This is a genomic window from Leptothermofonsia sp. ETS-13 (assembly GCF_049200465.1).
Lineage (GTDB): Bacteria > Cyanobacteriota > Cyanobacteriia > Leptolyngbyales > Leptolyngbyaceae > Leptothermofonsia.
Genome location: NZ_CP120836.1, coordinates 4,528,959 through 4,543,717 on the forward strand (window position 1 = coordinate 4,528,959; position 14,759 = coordinate 4,543,717).

General features: G+C 49.9%; 14 protein-coding genes and 1 pseudogene. 12 read left to right on the forward strand and 3 right to left on the reverse strand.

Going from position 1 to position 14,759, the window contains the following annotated elements; translation table 11 throughout:
* Positions 1-150: 150 nt before the first annotated feature.
* The 7 genes and pseudogenes from psbC to bchI all read left to right on the forward strand — a co-directional run bounded on the left by psbC (position 151) and on the right by bchI (position 8,876).
* Entirely contained in the window at positions 151-1,569 is a 1,419-nt protein-coding gene (gene psbC, locus P4D80_RS20575) for a photosystem II reaction center protein CP43 (RefSeq protein ID WP_421655885.1), read from the forward strand.
* 201 nt (positions 1,570-1,770) lie between these two features.
* Complete coding sequence (locus P4D80_RS20580) at positions 1,771-2,151, forward strand: hypothetical protein (protein ID WP_421655886.1); 381 nt, start codon at positions 1,771-1,773, stop codon at positions 2,149-2,151.
* A gap of 76 nt (positions 2,152-2,227) precedes the next feature.
* The gene (gene psbB, locus P4D80_RS20585) at positions 2,228-3,892 is read left to right on the forward strand and encodes a photosystem II chlorophyll-binding protein CP47 (RefSeq protein ID WP_421655887.1); all 1,665 of its coding nucleotides are present in this window, start codon (positions 2,228-2,230) and stop codon (positions 3,890-3,892) included.
* Between the two features lie 38 nt (positions 3,893-3,930).
* Positions 3,931-4,143, forward strand: a pseudogene (gene psbH, locus P4D80_RS20590) (photosystem II reaction center phosphoprotein PsbH); the annotation flags it as partial.
* A gap of 531 nt (positions 4,144-4,674) precedes the next feature.
* Positions 4,675-5,706 (forward strand): lysylphosphatidylglycerol synthase transmembrane domain-containing protein, encoded by a 1,032-nt coding sequence (locus tag P4D80_RS20595; protein ID WP_421655888.1) that lies wholly within the window; start codon positions 4,675-4,677, stop codon positions 5,704-5,706.
* A gap of 21 nt (positions 5,707-5,727) precedes the next feature.
* The gene (locus P4D80_RS20600; RefSeq protein ID WP_421655889.1) at positions 5,728-7,515 is read left to right on the forward strand and encodes a hypothetical protein; all 1,788 of its coding nucleotides are present in this window, start codon (positions 5,728-5,730) and stop codon (positions 7,513-7,515) included.
* A 191-nt stretch (positions 7,516-7,706) separates the two neighbouring features.
* A complete protein-coding gene (gene bchI, locus P4D80_RS20605) occupies positions 7,707-8,876 on the forward strand; it encodes a magnesium chelatase ATPase subunit I (RefSeq protein ID WP_421655890.1) in 1,170 nt (389 codons plus the stop codon).
* A 105-nt stretch (positions 8,877-8,981) separates the two neighbouring features.
* Here the strand turns inward: bchI and P4D80_RS20610 are convergent, their stop codons facing one another.
* Together P4D80_RS20610 and P4D80_RS20615 are read right to left on the reverse strand one after the other, a co-directional pair.
* Positions 8,982-9,554, reverse strand: a complete 573-nt coding sequence (locus P4D80_RS20610) for a crossover junction endodeoxyribonuclease RuvC (RefSeq protein ID WP_421655891.1) — start codon at positions 9,552-9,554, stop codon at positions 8,982-8,984.
* A 77-nt stretch (positions 9,555-9,631) separates the two neighbouring features.
* Positions 9,632-10,198: an SRPBCC family protein gene (locus tag P4D80_RS20615; RefSeq protein WP_421655892.1), complete on the reverse strand. Its 567-nt coding sequence runs from the start codon at positions 10,196-10,198 to the stop codon at positions 9,632-9,634.
* Between the two features lie 484 nt (positions 10,199-10,682).
* Between P4D80_RS20615 and P4D80_RS20620 the strand changes: the two genes are divergently transcribed.
* From P4D80_RS20620 to P4D80_RS20635, 4 genes are read left to right on the forward strand one after another with little or no spacing between them, the layout of a single operon-like run.
* On the forward strand, positions 10,683-10,880 hold the full coding sequence (locus P4D80_RS20620; protein WP_421655893.1) for a hypothetical protein: 198 nt from the start codon (positions 10,683-10,685) through the stop codon (positions 10,878-10,880).
* A gap of 6 nt (positions 10,881-10,886) precedes the next feature.
* A complete protein-coding gene (locus P4D80_RS20625) occupies positions 10,887-11,057 on the forward strand; it encodes a hypothetical protein (protein ID WP_421655894.1) in 171 nt (56 codons plus the stop codon).
* 11 nt (positions 11,058-11,068) lie between these two features.
* Positions 11,069-11,632 (forward strand): 2-amino-4-hydroxy-6-hydroxymethyldihydropteridine diphosphokinase, encoded by a 564-nt coding sequence (gene folK / locus P4D80_RS20630; RefSeq protein WP_421655895.1) that lies wholly within the window; start codon positions 11,069-11,071, stop codon positions 11,630-11,632.
* On the forward strand, positions 11,599-12,144 hold the full coding sequence (locus tag P4D80_RS20635; protein ID WP_421655896.1) for an NUDIX hydrolase: 546 nt from the start codon (positions 11,599-11,601) through the stop codon (positions 12,142-12,144). The genes folK and P4D80_RS20635 overlap by 34 nt, the downstream gene beginning before the upstream one ends.
* Before the next feature lie 326 nt (positions 12,145-12,470).
* Here the strand turns inward: P4D80_RS20635 and aqpZ are convergent, their stop codons facing one another.
* Positions 12,471-13,235 carry an aquaporin Z gene (gene aqpZ / locus P4D80_RS20640; RefSeq protein WP_421655897.1) on the reverse strand — a complete coding sequence of 255 codons (765 nt, stop codon included), beginning with the start codon at positions 13,233-13,235 and terminating at the stop codon, positions 12,471-12,473.
* A gap of 597 nt (positions 13,236-13,832) precedes the next feature.
* On the opposite strand from aqpZ, the gene P4D80_RS20645 reads away from it, so the two are divergent.
* Positions 13,833-14,693 carry an alpha/beta fold hydrolase gene (locus P4D80_RS20645; RefSeq protein WP_421655898.1) on the forward strand — a complete coding sequence of 287 codons (861 nt, stop codon included), beginning with the start codon at positions 13,833-13,835 and terminating at the stop codon, positions 14,691-14,693.
* Positions 14,694-14,759 lie beyond the last annotated feature (66 nt).

Sequence of the window (14,759 nt, forward strand, 5' to 3'; positions counted from 1 at the left end):
GGTGCTCTAACAGCGCGATGGGTTATGGGGGTTGAGTTTCCGATTGCGATGGAGATTCCACTCACGGCTCAAAACTCATAGCCCATCTTTCCTCAAATTCTAAGCGACACTCTAACCTTCTAGAAATCCTTCTCAATCCCTCTTAACAATATGACGACACTTTTTGATCGGGCAGTCGTTAAAACAGAAAAGACTGCCAAGGGTCTGACCATCACTACTGCCAGAGAAGGGCGAGATGAAGCATCTACAGGCTACGCCTGGTGGGCAGGCAATGCTCGCTTCATTAATATGTCAGGTCGGTTTTTGGGTGCCCATGTGGCCCATACCGGACTGATTGCCTTCTGGGCAGGAGCCATGCTGCTCTATGAAGTGGCCCACTACACTCCCAATAAACCCATGTATGAGCAGGGCATGATTTTAATGCCTCATGTGGCCACCCTGGGTTTTGGAGTCGGGCACGGGGGCGAAGTGGTTGATATCATGCCCTTTTTTGTAATTGCAGTCCTGCATTTAATTGGTTCCGCTGTTTTGGGCTTTGGTGGTATTTACCACGCCATCCGGGGTCCAGAAAAGCTGTCTGGCTTCTTTGATTTTGACTGGGAAGATAAGGACAAAATCACAACGATTTTAGGCATTAATCTGATCTTCCTGGGCATTGGAGCCTGGCTCCTGGTTGCGAAAGCCATGTTTTGGGGTGGGTTGTATGACACCTGGGCACCAGGTGGTGGGGATGTGCGTATCATCAGCCATCCAACCTTGAACCCCCTCCGGATCTTTGGTTATCTGTTTCGTTCGCCCTACGGCGAAGCGGGTTGGATTATCGGCGTCAACAACCTGGAAGATATCGTCGGCGGACATATCTGGATGGGTGGAATCCTGATTGCAGGAGGTATTTGGCATATTCTGACCAAACCCTGGAAATGGACCCACGGGGTGTTTACCTGGACAGGCGAAGCCTATCTGGCCCAGAGCCTCGGTAACATTTGTGGTCAGGCATTTATTGCAACCTTCTTTATCTGGTTCAATAACACGGCCTACCCCAGTGAATTTTACGGACCCACCATTGCAGAAGCTTCCCAGGCTCAGGCACTGGTATTCCTGGTGCGAGATCAGAACCTGGGTGCCAACGTCGCCTCGGCTCAGGGACCGACTGGCCTGGGGAAATATTTGCAACGGGCCCCGACGGGTGAAATTATCTTCGGTGGTGAAACAATGCGCTTTTGGGATTGTCGCGCTCCCTGGCTGGAGCCGCTGCGGGGTCCTAACGGTCTTGACCTGGACAAGCTCAGAAACGATGTACAGCCCTGGCAGATTCGTATAGCAGCGGAGTATATGACCCATGCCCCCATTGGTTCGTTAAACTCCGTTGGCGGATTAGCCACCGAAGTGAACTCTTTCAATTTTATTGGGCCTCGTACTTGGCTGGCGGCATTTCACTTCATCATGGCCTTTCTCTTCCTGGTTGGTCATCTCTGGCATGGAGGACGCTCCCGGGCAGCGGCGGCTGGGTTTGTTCGAGGCATTGACCGTAAAAATGAACCAGTTTTGTCTATGCCTGATTTAGATTAGCCCCTCGACAGCGGTTTCACGATGAATGATGAATGTGAATCCCTCATTCATCATTCATCTTTCCTAATCATTCTCACCTGGTAGAGGCAACAGGCAACGGGCGATAGGCCAAGGCAGAAGGCAGGAGCCAGGAGCCAGAAGCCAGAAGCGATAAGGGAGTTGGGCCTTCTACCCTCGGTCATTGTTATCTGTTATCGGCTTATGTCTTACCTGATGGTTTTGCAAAACTCTTCCAGTCAGCCACTGGTGGTTACCTTTTGTTTCTTCTTTGCCTGGGTTCTGATTCTGCTGATCTTCTGGAGTACGTGGACAGTGATCAAAGATACGGTGAATCAAGCGGCACAGTTACATCAAATTCCCTGCGCTAAATGCCAGTTTTTTACTCGCAATTATTACCTCAAATGTACGATTCATCCATCAACTGCACTGTCTGAAGCGGCGATCGGTTGTCCTGATTTTCAAGCAATTACGAATCCATACACAGCATCCTCACTGGGTTCTTCTCAAAAACTTAAATGGGGACAAAAGAGTGGCAGAAGCAAAACGATGAGAAGCAACGAAAGGACAATTATGTATCGCTGACTCAAATTAAATTGCTTTTGAGATTACATCCCATATTGATTACCCATCACTTATTTAGAAAAAGGAGCATTAGTCAATGGGACTCCCTTGGTACCGAGTTCATACCTCCGTTTTGAATGATCCAGGGCGGCTAATTGCGGTGCATTTGATGCATAACGCCCTTTGTGCTGGCTTTGCTGGTTCCATGCTATTGTTTGAACTGGCCTTATTTGATCCAAGCGACCCGGTGTTAAACCCTATGTGGCGGCAGGGTTGTTTTTTGATGCCTTTTGTCGCTCGTTTAGGGGTCACGAATTCCTGGCAGGGATGGAGCATTACGGGGGAAACCGTGTCTGATCCGGGATTCTGGACGTTTGAAATGGTTGCGATCGCCCACATCCTGTTTTCCGGTTTAGAGTTTTTGGCTGCCGTCTGGCACTGGAAATACTGGGATCTGGCAACTTTCTTTGATTCCAAAACTGGCGAACCCGTTTTAGATCTACCCAAAATTTTTGGGATTCATCTATTCCTGGCAGGTCTGGCCTGTTTTGGTTTTGGTGCTTTTCACCTGACGGGTATTTTTGGTCCGGGGATGTGGGTGTCTGACCCCTATGGCTTGACAGGCCACATGCAGCCTGTGGCACCAGAATGGGGGCCAGCCGGATTTAATCCCTACAATCCAGGGGGGGTTGTAGCACACCACATTGCGGCTGGCATTGTGGGCATTATTGGTGGATTGTTTCACATGAATGTCCGCCCCTCTGAAAACCTGTACCGGGCTTTGCGGATGGGAAATATTGAAACAGTCCTTGCCAGTGCTCTAGCTACTTTCTTCTTCGCGGGTTTCGTTGCCTGTGGCACGATGTGGTACGGTACGGCAACTACTCCAATTGAGCTGTGGGGACCCACTCGCTACCAGTGGGATTCAAACTATTTTGGCAAAGAAATTGAACGGCGAGTGCAGGCCAGCCTGGCAGAAGGCAAGAGTTTATCCGAAGCCTGGTCAGCGATTCCTGAGAAACTTGCTTTTTACGACTACGTGGGTAACAGTCCCGCTAAGGGTGGATTGTTCCGGGTCGGTCGCATGGTGGATGGAGATGGGGTTGCACGGGCATGGCTGGGACATCCTGTTTTCAAAGATCGGGAAGGACGAGAACTGACGGTGCGTCGGATGCCCAATTTCTTCGAAAACTTCCCGGTGGTTCTAACGGACAAAGAAGGTGTCGTCCGTGCTGATATTCCATTTTTCAAATCAGAGGCAAAATATAGCATTGAGCAAACGGGAGTCACGGTTAGTTTCCTGGGTGGCAGGCTGAATGGTCAAACTTTTAGCGATCCAATGACGGTTAAAAAATATGCTCGTCAGGCTCAATTGGGTGAACCGTTTGAGTTCGATCGCACTGTCCACAATTCCGATGGGGTCTTCCGCACCAGCAATCGAGGTTGGTTTGCCTTTTTCCACTGTTGCTTTGCTCTGGTCTGGTTTTTTGGGCATCTCTGGCACGGCTCTCGCACCCTCTTCCGCGATGTCTTTGCTGGCATTGATCCTGAACTGGATATTGAACAGGTTGAATGGGGCATATTCCAGAAGGTGGGAGACCGCAGCACTCGCTTAAAACCCGCCCTACAAACCGCATCTCAAGCTCCAGAACCAACCACTCCATTGTTACCACCTGCGCCAGGCGGTTTACAACCCTTACCAGAGGTGGTTCAGGCGATCGCCAGAGAACAGACCACAGCCCAGGAAGGGGCCGAAGCCTGAGTTTCAATGTCTTTACGTTCTAAGATTTGGAGCCGTTTATGCAGATCCAACGTTTTCAGCCAAAGAGGATCGCACCGATCCAATACATCCTCAAAAAGTTGAACTCAAATGCAGGGATGGTGGTTCCCGGCTGGGGCACTACCCCGTGGATGGCAGTTTTAATGGTGCTGTTTTTCCTCTTCTTACTCATCATTCTGCAACTCTTTAATGCTTCGATTTTGCTGGAAGGGATTGAGATTGATTGGACGGGATTAAATAGCGCGATCGCTTCTGCCGATACCCCACCCTCTATCAGCAATGAGTTCACTCCTACTGCCATTGGGGTGTTTTTAGGATTACTCGTGTTTGTATCCGGTTGTGTTGCATTCATCGTTTACGGAGCCATTACTTACCCTGCAGACCAACCGTAATGGTATAGCTATCCACCAGGCTTAGGACGGGGTGCAGGGGTGAAAGCCCCGGCTGGGGGCACTCCCGCCCATCCTTAAAACCAATGTCCTGAGCAACCTGCCGACAGCTATACTCTTTAATCCTTTGAGACAATCTTGATGAGTGCTCCTACCTGCCCTCTTCCAAAATTGGAAGAGGGTTTGCTTTATGCAACTTTCTAACGCCAATTTCAACAATTTTGAAAACAGATAAGTAGGTAGTCATCATTAATTTGTCAAGGGGGGAGTGGGGGCTGCGCCCCCAGACAAGGGGATTCACCCCCTCCACCCCCGAAATTATCTTTAATTTAATCGCGCCTAGCTACTTAATTTTGAGAATTGCCTTAGTTCGTAATGAAACGATCGCTCTCCCTCCTCATCAGCCTGCTCATCCTGGCGGCGATTTACTGGAAGATTGACTTTCAAAGTCTGATTCAAGTTTTTCAAAACTGCGATCGCCCCTGGATGGTGATCAGCCTGGGAATGGTTGTACCAATCACTATGATGACTGCGTGGCGGTTGCAGCAGTTGATGCCGGAAAGGGGGATGGGTGACGGGCAACGAGGGATAGGCGACAGGCGACAGGCAGCGGGCAAAAACTCAAAACTTAAAACTCAAAACTCAGAACTCAAAACCCTCTCCTTTCCCGAAGCAAATCGGCTCATCCTGGTTGCCAGTACACTCAACATGGTGTTGCCATCAAAAATGGGGGATATTGCCAAGGCGTACTTTATGCGAGAGCGGGGGCATTTGAGTGGATCACTGGCGTTGTCATTGGTGGTTTTTGAGAAAGCGTGTGACATGCTGTCACTGTTGCTGTGGTGTGCCTTTGGTCTGTTACTCTATCCGCAAAAAGACTGGTTTTTCTGGATCATGCTGGTGGGGGTAGGGGTAGGGTTTGTGGGAGGTGGATTGGTATTGGGATCACGCCAGTTTGCACAACACTTTTTCTTGCTGGGCCAGAAAGTTGCTCCGAAACCTATCAAAGCAGCGCTTTTGAAGTTGCAAACAGCCTGGCAGGAGATGCATGAATACTTTTGGAGCGATTGCCCCCAACTCTTGAAAATTACGCTCACGTCTGTCTTTCTCTGGTTTTTGCACCTGCTGCAAATCTGGTTCTTTATCCTGGCTCTGAATGCCTGGACACCTTTTATTACCAACCTGGCACTGTCGCCCCTGGCAATCCTGGCCGGGCTGTTGCCGCTTACTTTTGCTGGGGTTGGCACCCGTGATGCGGCACTAATTTTTCTCTATGCCCCCTATTTCAATGCGGCAACAGCGGCAGCTTTAGGCGTATTATGTACGTCGCGCTACCTAATTCCCGCGATCGCAGGGTTGCCCTTCCTCAATCAGTTCATGGCAACGGTGCGTACCTTGCAGAAGTAATTGTTTCCAGTTTTGAAATCCATGTTCACCCGCCTGCAACGGCTATTGACTCCCAAACCCTCCAGAGCTAGCATCCTTTTCTGGTTCATGCTGAGCCTGCTGGGTGCCGGAGCCATTGCCTTGCTTTCCTTTCAGCAAGCCTTCAGCAGTGAATACATAGTTCAGGATGATGCTCGTCAGCATGTGTTCTGGCTGCAACGGTTGATAGACCCGGAGCATTTCCCTAACGACCTGATAGCAGACTACTTCCAATCCGTTGCCCCCCTGGGCTACACCACTGTTTACCGCTTAGGCGCAGCGCTTGGCATGGAGCCATTACTGTTTAGCAAATTGCTACCTGCTCTGCTGGGTTTAATAACGGCAGCTTACTGCTTTGGCGTTTGTTTCCAAATTTTGCCCGTGCCGGTAGCGGGTTTTCTGGCATCGCTGCTGCTGAGTCAAAACCTGATGATGTCCGATGACCTCTACTCGGCAACTCCCAGGGCTTTTTTGTACCCGCTGTTTCTGGCGTTTTTGTACTACCTGTTGCGCAGGTCGTTGTTGCCCTGTCTGTTCGCGATCGCCCTGCAAGGGTTGTTTTACCCCCAGGTGATGTTGATTGCCTGCGGAGTGCTGGTGTTTTCTCTGGTTAAGTGGGAAGGTAAATGGCCACGGTTGTCGCCAGTCTGGCAGGATTATCGGTTTTGTGGGTGGGGGCTGGGGGTGGCGGCGATCGTGATTCTTCCCTTCGTTTTGCAGGGCGGATCTGAATTTGGCCCCGTAATTGGAGCAACACAGGCAAAGCAGATGCCAGAATTTTGGGACCCCGGTCGCAACAGCTTCTTCAGCCATAGCCCCTGGACGTTCTGGTTCTTTTCTGAACGCAGCGGCATGCTTGCCCGTCCAGAGCGCATTTTCCTGCCTGCCCCTATGGTGCTGGGCTTGTTCCTGCCGTGGATATTGAGGTCACCGCGATTTCCCCTGACTCGACCGATCACACAAGGTGTTTGGGCATTGCAATGGACTGTGCTGTCTTCCCTGTCCCTGTTTTTCGCTGCCCATCTGTTGTTGTTTAAGCTCCATCTCCCTAACCGCTATACCCAGCACAGTCTGCGGATTGTTCTGGCGATCGCGGCTGCCCTCTCACTCACCATTCTGCTGGATGCCTGGTTGGGGTGGGTCAACAAGCGTCCTACAGCCAGTAAGAAGCAGGTTACCTGGGGATTTGTGGGGCTTCTGACCCTGGCGCTGGTGATGTACCCGGCGATCGCCTGTTTAAAGACCTCCTACCCTGTTGTGAGAGTGTTAGGCAATCCCTTCCCTGGCTATATCTCTGGCATCGCCCCTGAAACTTACCGTTTTCTGGCTCAGCAACCCAAAGATACCTTAATTGCCTCAACCCTGCTGGAAGCCAACAATCTTCCTACCTTTGCCCGGCGCTCCGTCCTGATTGGGCGAGAATTTGCCATCCCCTATCATCTGGGCTACTACCGCCAGCTGCGCGCCCGGGTGATTGACCAGATTCAGGCACAGTACAGTACCGACCCCAGGCAAGTCCAGCAATTTACTAAAAAGTATGGAATTGACTTCTGGCTGGTAGATGCAGATACCTTCACCCCCCGCTATCTGCAAAAGTCCTGGCTGCAACAATACCAGCCCGCTGCCAGCCAGGCAGCCAACGCCCTGCAACAGCAAAAAATCCCTATCCTTCAGCAAGCCCGCGATCGCTGCACCGTACTCCAGGAAAATCATCTGATTCTTTTACAGGCAACCTGTGTGGTTAGCAAAGGCTCAGTCTCCCCTTCACTCCCTCACTCCTTCACCCAGTAGTCATCCTTAATTGGTAAGGAATTGGTAAGGGGGGAATGGGGGCTGAGCCCTCAGGCAGGGGATTTCACCCCCTCCACCCCCGAAATTATCCTTAATTTAATTGCGCCTAGCTACTTACTCATCCACCCATCTACCCCCTCTATGGCACAATGGGAGGCAGTGATCAACATCCCTAATCCTTCGGAAAAGCTGTGAGTTTTATTGCAAATCCCTCTGCTATTGAGGATAGTCAATCCGTGTCGTCTAAAAAATCCCATAAAGTCAGCACCCCTTCTGCCGTCGAGAATGGTCAGGCGGTTCGCCATGCAACCGTCCGTCGTCGCCCCGTATTTCCCTTTACGGCGATCGTCGGGCAGGAAGAGATGAAACTGGCGCTATTGTTGAATGTCATCGACCCCAAAATTGGCGGTGTGATGATCATGGGCGATCGCGGCACCGGCAAAACTACCACCATCCGGGCCCTGGCAGATTTGCTCCCGGAAATTGATGTGGTGGCCGACGATCCCTTTAACAGTAGCCCTACGGATCCAGAACTGATGGGTGAAACCGTTCGCCAGCAGGTAGAACAGGGGATTGAGCTTCCTGTTGTTAAGAAAAAAGTGACGATGGTTGACCTGCCTCTGGGCGCAACCGAAGACCGGGTGTGTGGCACCATTGACATCGAAAAAGCGCTTTCTGAGGGTGTCAAAGCCTTTGAACCAGGGCTGTTAGCCAAAGCAAACCGGGGCATCCTCTATGTCGATGAAGTCAACCTGTTGGATGATCACCTGGTTGACGTGCTCCTGGACTCTGCTGCCTCCGGATGGAACACCGTTGAGCGGGAAGGCATTTCCATTCGTCACCCTGCCCGCTTCGTTTTGGTTGGCTCAGGCAACCCCGAAGAGGGCGAACTGCGGCCCCAATTGCTGGATCGATTTGGGATGCATGCCGAAATTCGGACTGTAAAAGACCCGGCCCTGCGGGTGCAAATTGTCGAACAGCGAACCGAGTTTGACCAGGATCCCCCTGCATTTTTAGAAAAGCACCAGGCCCAGCAAGACGAACTCCGGCATCGATTGGTGAAGGCTCAGGAACTGCTGAAGCAGGTCACGATTGACTACGATCTGCGAGTTAAAATCTCTCAAGTCTGCGCTGAACTGAACGTCGATGGGTTGCGCGGCGACATCGTCACCAACCGTGCAGCTAAAGCTCTGGCGGCGTTTGAAGGTCGTACTAAAGTCACGGTGCAGGATATCCGTCGCGTAGTCACCCTCTGTCTGCGCCACCGACTGCGCAAAGACCCTCTGGAATCAATTGATTCGGGTTACAAAGTGCAGAAGGTGTTCAGCGAAGTGTTTGGGATTCAGGAAGAGGAGCAATAGCAGAAGCCAGAAATCAGAAGCCAGAAGTCAAAATGACAGACCCTTTCCAGCTCCTGGCTCCTTTAACCAGAGCTCACCCTATGCTAATAAGAATGGTTTAACCCCTCAGGCAACATTGGCTCGCACCCCACACTGGGCTGCGTAGGCGATCGCGAGTCCATCAGCACTATCATCAGGGGAAGGGAGGTTAGGTAAGTTGAAGATCAGCATCACGGCTTGCCTGATCTCAGCTTTGCTGGCTCCATACTGGGCTACAGCAGCTTTGACCTGGGATTGATGCACAAAAATAAGGTCCATTAATCCGCAATCACCCAGGGCTAACTCAATCACTCCCAATGCTCGCAAAACTCGGCCTGCATTCGTATTTTCTCGCCCAAAGAAAGGCATCTCTAAGGCAGCAATGTCGGGCTTGAAGATCTCACATAGGTCCTGAATATCTGAGCGAATCTGGTTCAGGCGTTCATACATGGGGGCATCCGCAGGAGTGGTAATGACTCCATAATCCAGAGCCTGTTTGCCGCGAATAATGCCAAAACCGATCGCCGCAATGGCAGGGTCAATCCCCAGAATAATTTGGTCCTCTAAGTCGTGGAAGGCGTTCATGCAGTGTTTGAGAGGCGGATCTCTACAAACGGATTGCTTCGCTATCAGAAAACGAGACGAATAAACCGTTTGCATAGAGCAATTGTACTACCAATCTCCAAAAGAAAAAGAATAGCTCTGTTTCTTTCGTCTCAAACGTAATCAAAGGAGGGCTACTGACAGAGAAGCTGGCGCATGTTACGCAAATTAGAAGGCAGATCCAGTTGAATAGCTTGCTGAATAAACAAGGACGGAACTGGAATGGTAGGAGTTGCCTGAACTGAGTAAGTCAGCAAGGTACCACCCCGGCACTCTTGCAAATGCAGATCCGCATAAAAGTCCTTGAAACTGCCCGACTCCAGATAAAACTGAATCCGCTGATGAATTGTTTCAACAACCTTAAGACGAATATCGACTTGAGCGGTAAAGAGAAAAAAGGTTTTGCTAGCAACCTGGTAGAGCCGTTTCGTGATTCTAGCGGCTCCACTATCTCCCTCGTGCAATACCTGACTGTGAGTAAGGGCAGGAAAGTAGCGAACCCATTGGGAATATTCTGTGATCTTCTCCCAGACCCTCCCTCGTTGAATGGGTAGATGCATCCGGGCAGTAACGGCTGCACCCCAATCGGTATGCGATCGCGTGGTCAACAATATTTCTCCGTTCAGCAAAGCAGGTAGACGATCCTCTTGAAGCGATGGGAGAGAGGGAGTATAAGCAAAGGTTTGTAGAGAGGCGGTCATCAGGTGAAGAACTCCCAATTATAGGGTTAAGCTGAAGCAAGCCAAATCAGGTTTTAGGACTAGGGGCAACCTCATCACAAGTGCACCCTGTTATACAAGACCTTACCCTCACCTAGTTAAAAAGTGTTACATGATACGATGAAGATTTGGATAACTTTAGTAAAAGTATGAATGTATAAGAAAGGTTAATGAACCAGCCTAATCCCATAATTGACTTGTAAAAACAAAATAATAATTTTTTAGACCCAGGATTTCTGACCTGAGTTAGAGCTTTCAGGTTCCTGCTTAGGCACCCATCCACCCTCTTACTCCATCACCCCATTACTCCTCCACCCTCCCACTCCTCCACCTCTTACATTCCTGGCTCCTGGCTCCTGACTCCTTGCCCTACAATTTCTCAAAAATCCTTTGATGACCTGCCGTGTCACAATAGGGGCGATAATTTAAAGCTCTATTACACACCAGGCTGAGGGAGATAGAACTTGTGGGTGAAACTCCTAACCTCGTCATTTCAATTGTCCTGTACATCATTGGCATCATGCTGGTGCTGACGGCGGTGCTGATTCTGCTAAAGGGATTGGGGGTGCTAACGACCCTGCCAAACTATGCTATTTGGGCACTGGTGCTGCTCTCCATTGGAATGGGCATTCTGGGCGGCATTCGTAGCAGTCGCGGGAGGTAATGGGCAATGATCAGGACACTGAAGCCCAGTACAAAAGCTTTTTTGATCATGCTACTGATGACGGGAATAGTTTGGGTTTTGCGTGGAATCGGAATTTTGACCTTCATTCCTGGCTGGGTTCTCTGGGTATTGATTTTGCTTAGCATCGCAACGGCTATTTTGAGCGTGGTGCGATAGGAGCAGGAAGAATGAATTCTGTACCGTCTGGCGTGATGCAACCATCGCCTGAAGCTACCCAATTAACCCTGGCGGCGATCGCCCTTGGCAGCAACCTGGGAGATTCTTTGACTACCCTTGAATCTGCCCTCGAACGCCTGAGCCAGACTCCCGGAATTGAATTAGAGGCGCGATCTCACTGGTATCAGACAAAGCCTGTTGGTCCACCCCAACCGGACTATCTCAACGGCTGTGCCCTGCTGAAGGTTGCCCTGATGCCTGAGGCTCTTCTGCAAGCTCTTTTACAAATAGAAGCTAGATTTGGACGGGTGCGGCAAGAACGTAACGGCCCCCGCACCCTTGACCTGGATTTGCTACTGTTTGATGATTTAGTCTTGGATAGTCCCAACCTCCAAATTCCCCACCCACGGATGGCGGAACGAGCCTTTGTGCTGGTACCCCTGGCAGAGATTGCCCCTGCCTGGGTAGAGCCTGTTTCGGGAAAGGCGATCGCAGAACTGATTCAAACGGTAGACTGTTCAGGAGTCAAAGAATTAGAACTATGCCATACGGTGGAGAACCGCCTCAACTGCTAAGACGACGTTTCACCTATCAGGGACGAAAGTTTTCCTTCGAATCGACCCGCCTGCGGCTGCCCAACCGCACGGAAGGAGAGTGGGAATGCGTCCGCCATCCCGGTGGAGCGCTGGCTGTACCAGTCACGCCAGAGGGAAAATTGGTGCTCGTGCGGCAATACCGCTTTACGGTGCAGGGTCGCCTGTTAGAGTTTCCGGCAGGGACAGTAGAGGTCAGCGAGAACCCCGAAGAAACCATTCGACGAGAGATCGAAGAAGAGACTGGCTATCGTGCGAATCGCTGGCAAAAGCTGGGTGAATTTTTTGTTGCTCCTGGTTATTCCGATGAAATTATCTACGCCTTCCTAGCACAGGATCTTGAACTGTTGGATGACCCACCTGAGCAGGATAGTGATGAAGACCTTGAACCCGTGCTGATGACCGCAGAAGAAATAGAGAAAGCAATTCACACAGGAGAACTGGCAGATGCCAAGTCAATCTGTGCCTTTCTGCTAGCACAACCCCACTTATAGCTGTCGCCAGGTTGCTTAGGACATTGGTTTTAAGGGGGTGTGGGGGCTGTGCCCCCAGCCAGGGGTTCTACCCCTGCACCCTGTCTTAGGCGTTGCTGCAAAGCAATATGAATCGAAACAAAGTTTCGAACATACAGCATCTATTTCATACCCAAATTCAACAACGTCCTCTGTCCTAAGCCTGATAGATATAGCTTTAAGGGGTAAATAGGTGGGGTGGATGAGTCAATGGGTAATGTTTGAAAACACGATCCTCAATCTCGCTTGAGGAGACTGAGGATCGTGATCAGGAATAGTGTTTCTCAACCAATAAAGCTGCTGAAAGATTACACGTTAGCCGTTTCCCGTTCCTCTTCCCGGATTGGTGCTTCAAACACTGAGTAGTAAAGAATTCCTGCCAGCACTGCACCCAGAATTGGGGCAATCCAGAACAACCAGAGTTGACCGACTAACTCTGCCCCAGCAAAGAGAGCCGGTCCCGTACTGCGAGCTGGATTCACCGAAGTGTTCGTGACAGGAATGCTGATCAGGTGAATCAAGGTCAGCGCAAAACCGATCGCAACAGGAGCCAGCGCTTCAGGAGCACGACGATCAGTAGCACCCAGAATGATTAGCAGGAAGAAGAAGGTGAGCAGGAGTTCAGTGATGAAGCAGGCCAACAGAGAATAGCCTCCCGGCGAATGAGCACCAAAACCATTGGTTGCTAGTGGATTAGATCCTTCAAGCACGTATCCATCCCGACCGCTCGCAACCAGATAAAGGATGCCAGCTGCGGCAATAGCACCCAACACCTGCGAAATAATGTAAGGCAGCAATTCAGAACCAGGAAACCGTTTTGCCGCAAACAAGCCAAATGAAACAGCGGGGTTGAGATGGCAACCTGAAATATGACCAATCGCATAGGCCATCGTCAATACGGTTAAACCAAAAGCAAGGGCAACGCCTAAGAAGCCCAACCCAAAATAGTTACTTCCCTTTTCAGTACCCACAGCATAAGGGAAAGCCGCTGCAAGAACAGCACTTCCGCAGCCGCCAAGGACTAGCCAGAAAGTGCCAATGAATTCTGCAAGACAACGTTTTGAAAGTGGCATTTTTGATGAACTCCTTTAATTCCTGAAAAGTCATAGAAACTAGATCCAACAACCATAGTGCTGATACAGTAATCCTGAATCCTTTACAAATAAGGAGAATCGTCAAAGGTTTTCCCCATCAAGAAAGACCTTTCACAATCCAAATAGGCTTACCATATCTAAACCGTTAGAGTTTCCAGATCTTTTATTAATTTGAGGTTACCAGGCTACTGCTAATTAGAGCAATGTTTAACCTAAATTTCTACTTTGGATAATCCAAAGTATTGATGACAAGGAACCGCATGAAGATATGAGCATAAGCCAAAAACATAAGGATAAAATAAGGAAATCATAATATCAATTTCCTGAATTTAATTAACCACTATCTCGCAAAGCGAAGGCTTTGGCTGATACAGTCGATCATGGGTCATCTGATGCCGGGAACTACTATAAAACGGTTGGTTTGGTTGACTCGATGCCTCTATTTGTCAATTGCTAGACTGCCTTTGGCGTGGATTAGAATTTGCTGCAGCGATCCTATCTGGATGGTAAAAGGGCTCCTTCAGAAACCCTTTTCACAAAGCTCCTTAATTTCATTGAATAATTTAGGATTGTTATATGCCCGAAGAAGCCTGGACACACAATTCCATCACGACCAACGGAATTAAACTGCATTTCGTGACTCAGGGTGAAGGACCGTTAATGCTTTTGCTGCATGGGTTTCCTGAGTTCTGGTATTCCTGGCGGCACCAAATTCCAGAGTTTGCTCGCGATCGCAAAGTAGTGGCCATTGATCTCCGCGGCTACAACGACAGTGATAAGCCGGAATCACAATCAGCCTATGTCATGGCTGAATTTATTAAAGACATTCAAGGGGTGATTGAAGGGCTGGGGTATGATCGCTGCGTTTTGGTGGGGCACGACTGGGGAGGTGCGATCGCCTGGTCTTTTGCCTATGCCTTTCCACAAATGGTTGAACGCCTGATTGTTCTCAACATTCCTCACCCAGGGAAATTTGCTGAAGGTTTGCGAACTCCGCAGCAGTTACTCCGGAGCTGGTATATTTTCCTTTTTCAACTGCCACTATTACCAGAGTTGCTATTGCAGTTTGATGACTATCGCTTGCTTGAGCAGATGTTTCGAGGCATGGCTGTAAGAAAAGACGCGTTTACCGATGAAGACATTGAAGCGTACAAAAACGCCTTTGCCAAACCCGGTGCTCAGACAGCGACTCTCAACTATTACCGCAATATATTTCAGCAGGGATTTACAGAGCGATCGTGGGGAGTGCTCGAAGTACCGACTTTAATGATTTGGGGAGAAGACGACATGCCCCTGGGCAAAGAGTTAACCTATGGCACTGAAAAATATGTCAAAGACTTCCGCATCCGTTACATCCCCAATTGCAGCCATTGGGTTCAACAGGAACAGCCCCAACTTGTCAACCAGTACATCCGTGAATTTTTGGCAGAAGGCTAGTGGACAATGGCATAAGTCCAGTAACCATTGGGTTGGGGAGTGGGGAATAGGGAGTGGGGAGTGGGA

Coding starts and splice junctions, on each gene's coding strand:
- psbC (WP_421655885.1), top strand. CDS start 151: ATGACGACACTTTTTGATCGGGCAGTCGTTAAAACAGAAAAGACTGCC.
- P4D80_RS20580 (WP_421655886.1), top strand. CDS start 1,771: ATGTCTTACCTGATGGTTTTGCAAAACTCTTCCAGTCAGCCACTGGTG.
- psbB (WP_421655887.1), top strand. CDS start 2,228: ATGGGACTCCCTTGGTACCGAGTTCATACCTCCGTTTTGAATGATCCA.
- P4D80_RS20595 (WP_421655888.1), top strand. CDS start 4,675: ATGAAACGATCGCTCTCCCTCCTCATCAGCCTGCTCATCCTGGCGGCG.
- P4D80_RS20600 (WP_421655889.1), top strand. CDS start 5,728: ATGTTCACCCGCCTGCAACGGCTATTGACTCCCAAACCCTCCAGAGCT.
- P4D80_RS20610 (WP_421655891.1), bottom strand. CDS start 9,554: ATGCAAACGGTTTATTCGTCTCGTTTTCTGATAGCGAAGCAATCCGTT.
- P4D80_RS20615 (WP_421655892.1), bottom strand. CDS start 10,198: ATGACCGCCTCTCTACAAACCTTTGCTTATACTCCCTCTCTCCCATCG.
- P4D80_RS20625 (WP_421655894.1), top strand. CDS start 10,887: ATGATCAGGACACTGAAGCCCAGTACAAAAGCTTTTTTGATCATGCTA.
- folK (WP_421655895.1), top strand. CDS start 11,069: ATGAATTCTGTACCGTCTGGCGTGATGCAACCATCGCCTGAAGCTACC.
- P4D80_RS20635 (WP_421655896.1), top strand. CDS start 11,599: ATGCCATACGGTGGAGAACCGCCTCAACTGCTAAGACGACGTTTCACC.
- aqpZ (WP_421655897.1), bottom strand. CDS start 13,235: ATGCCACTTTCAAAACGTTGTCTTGCAGAATTCATTGGCACTTTCTGG.
- P4D80_RS20645 (WP_421655898.1), top strand. CDS start 13,833: ATGCCCGAAGAAGCCTGGACACACAATTCCATCACGACCAACGGAATT.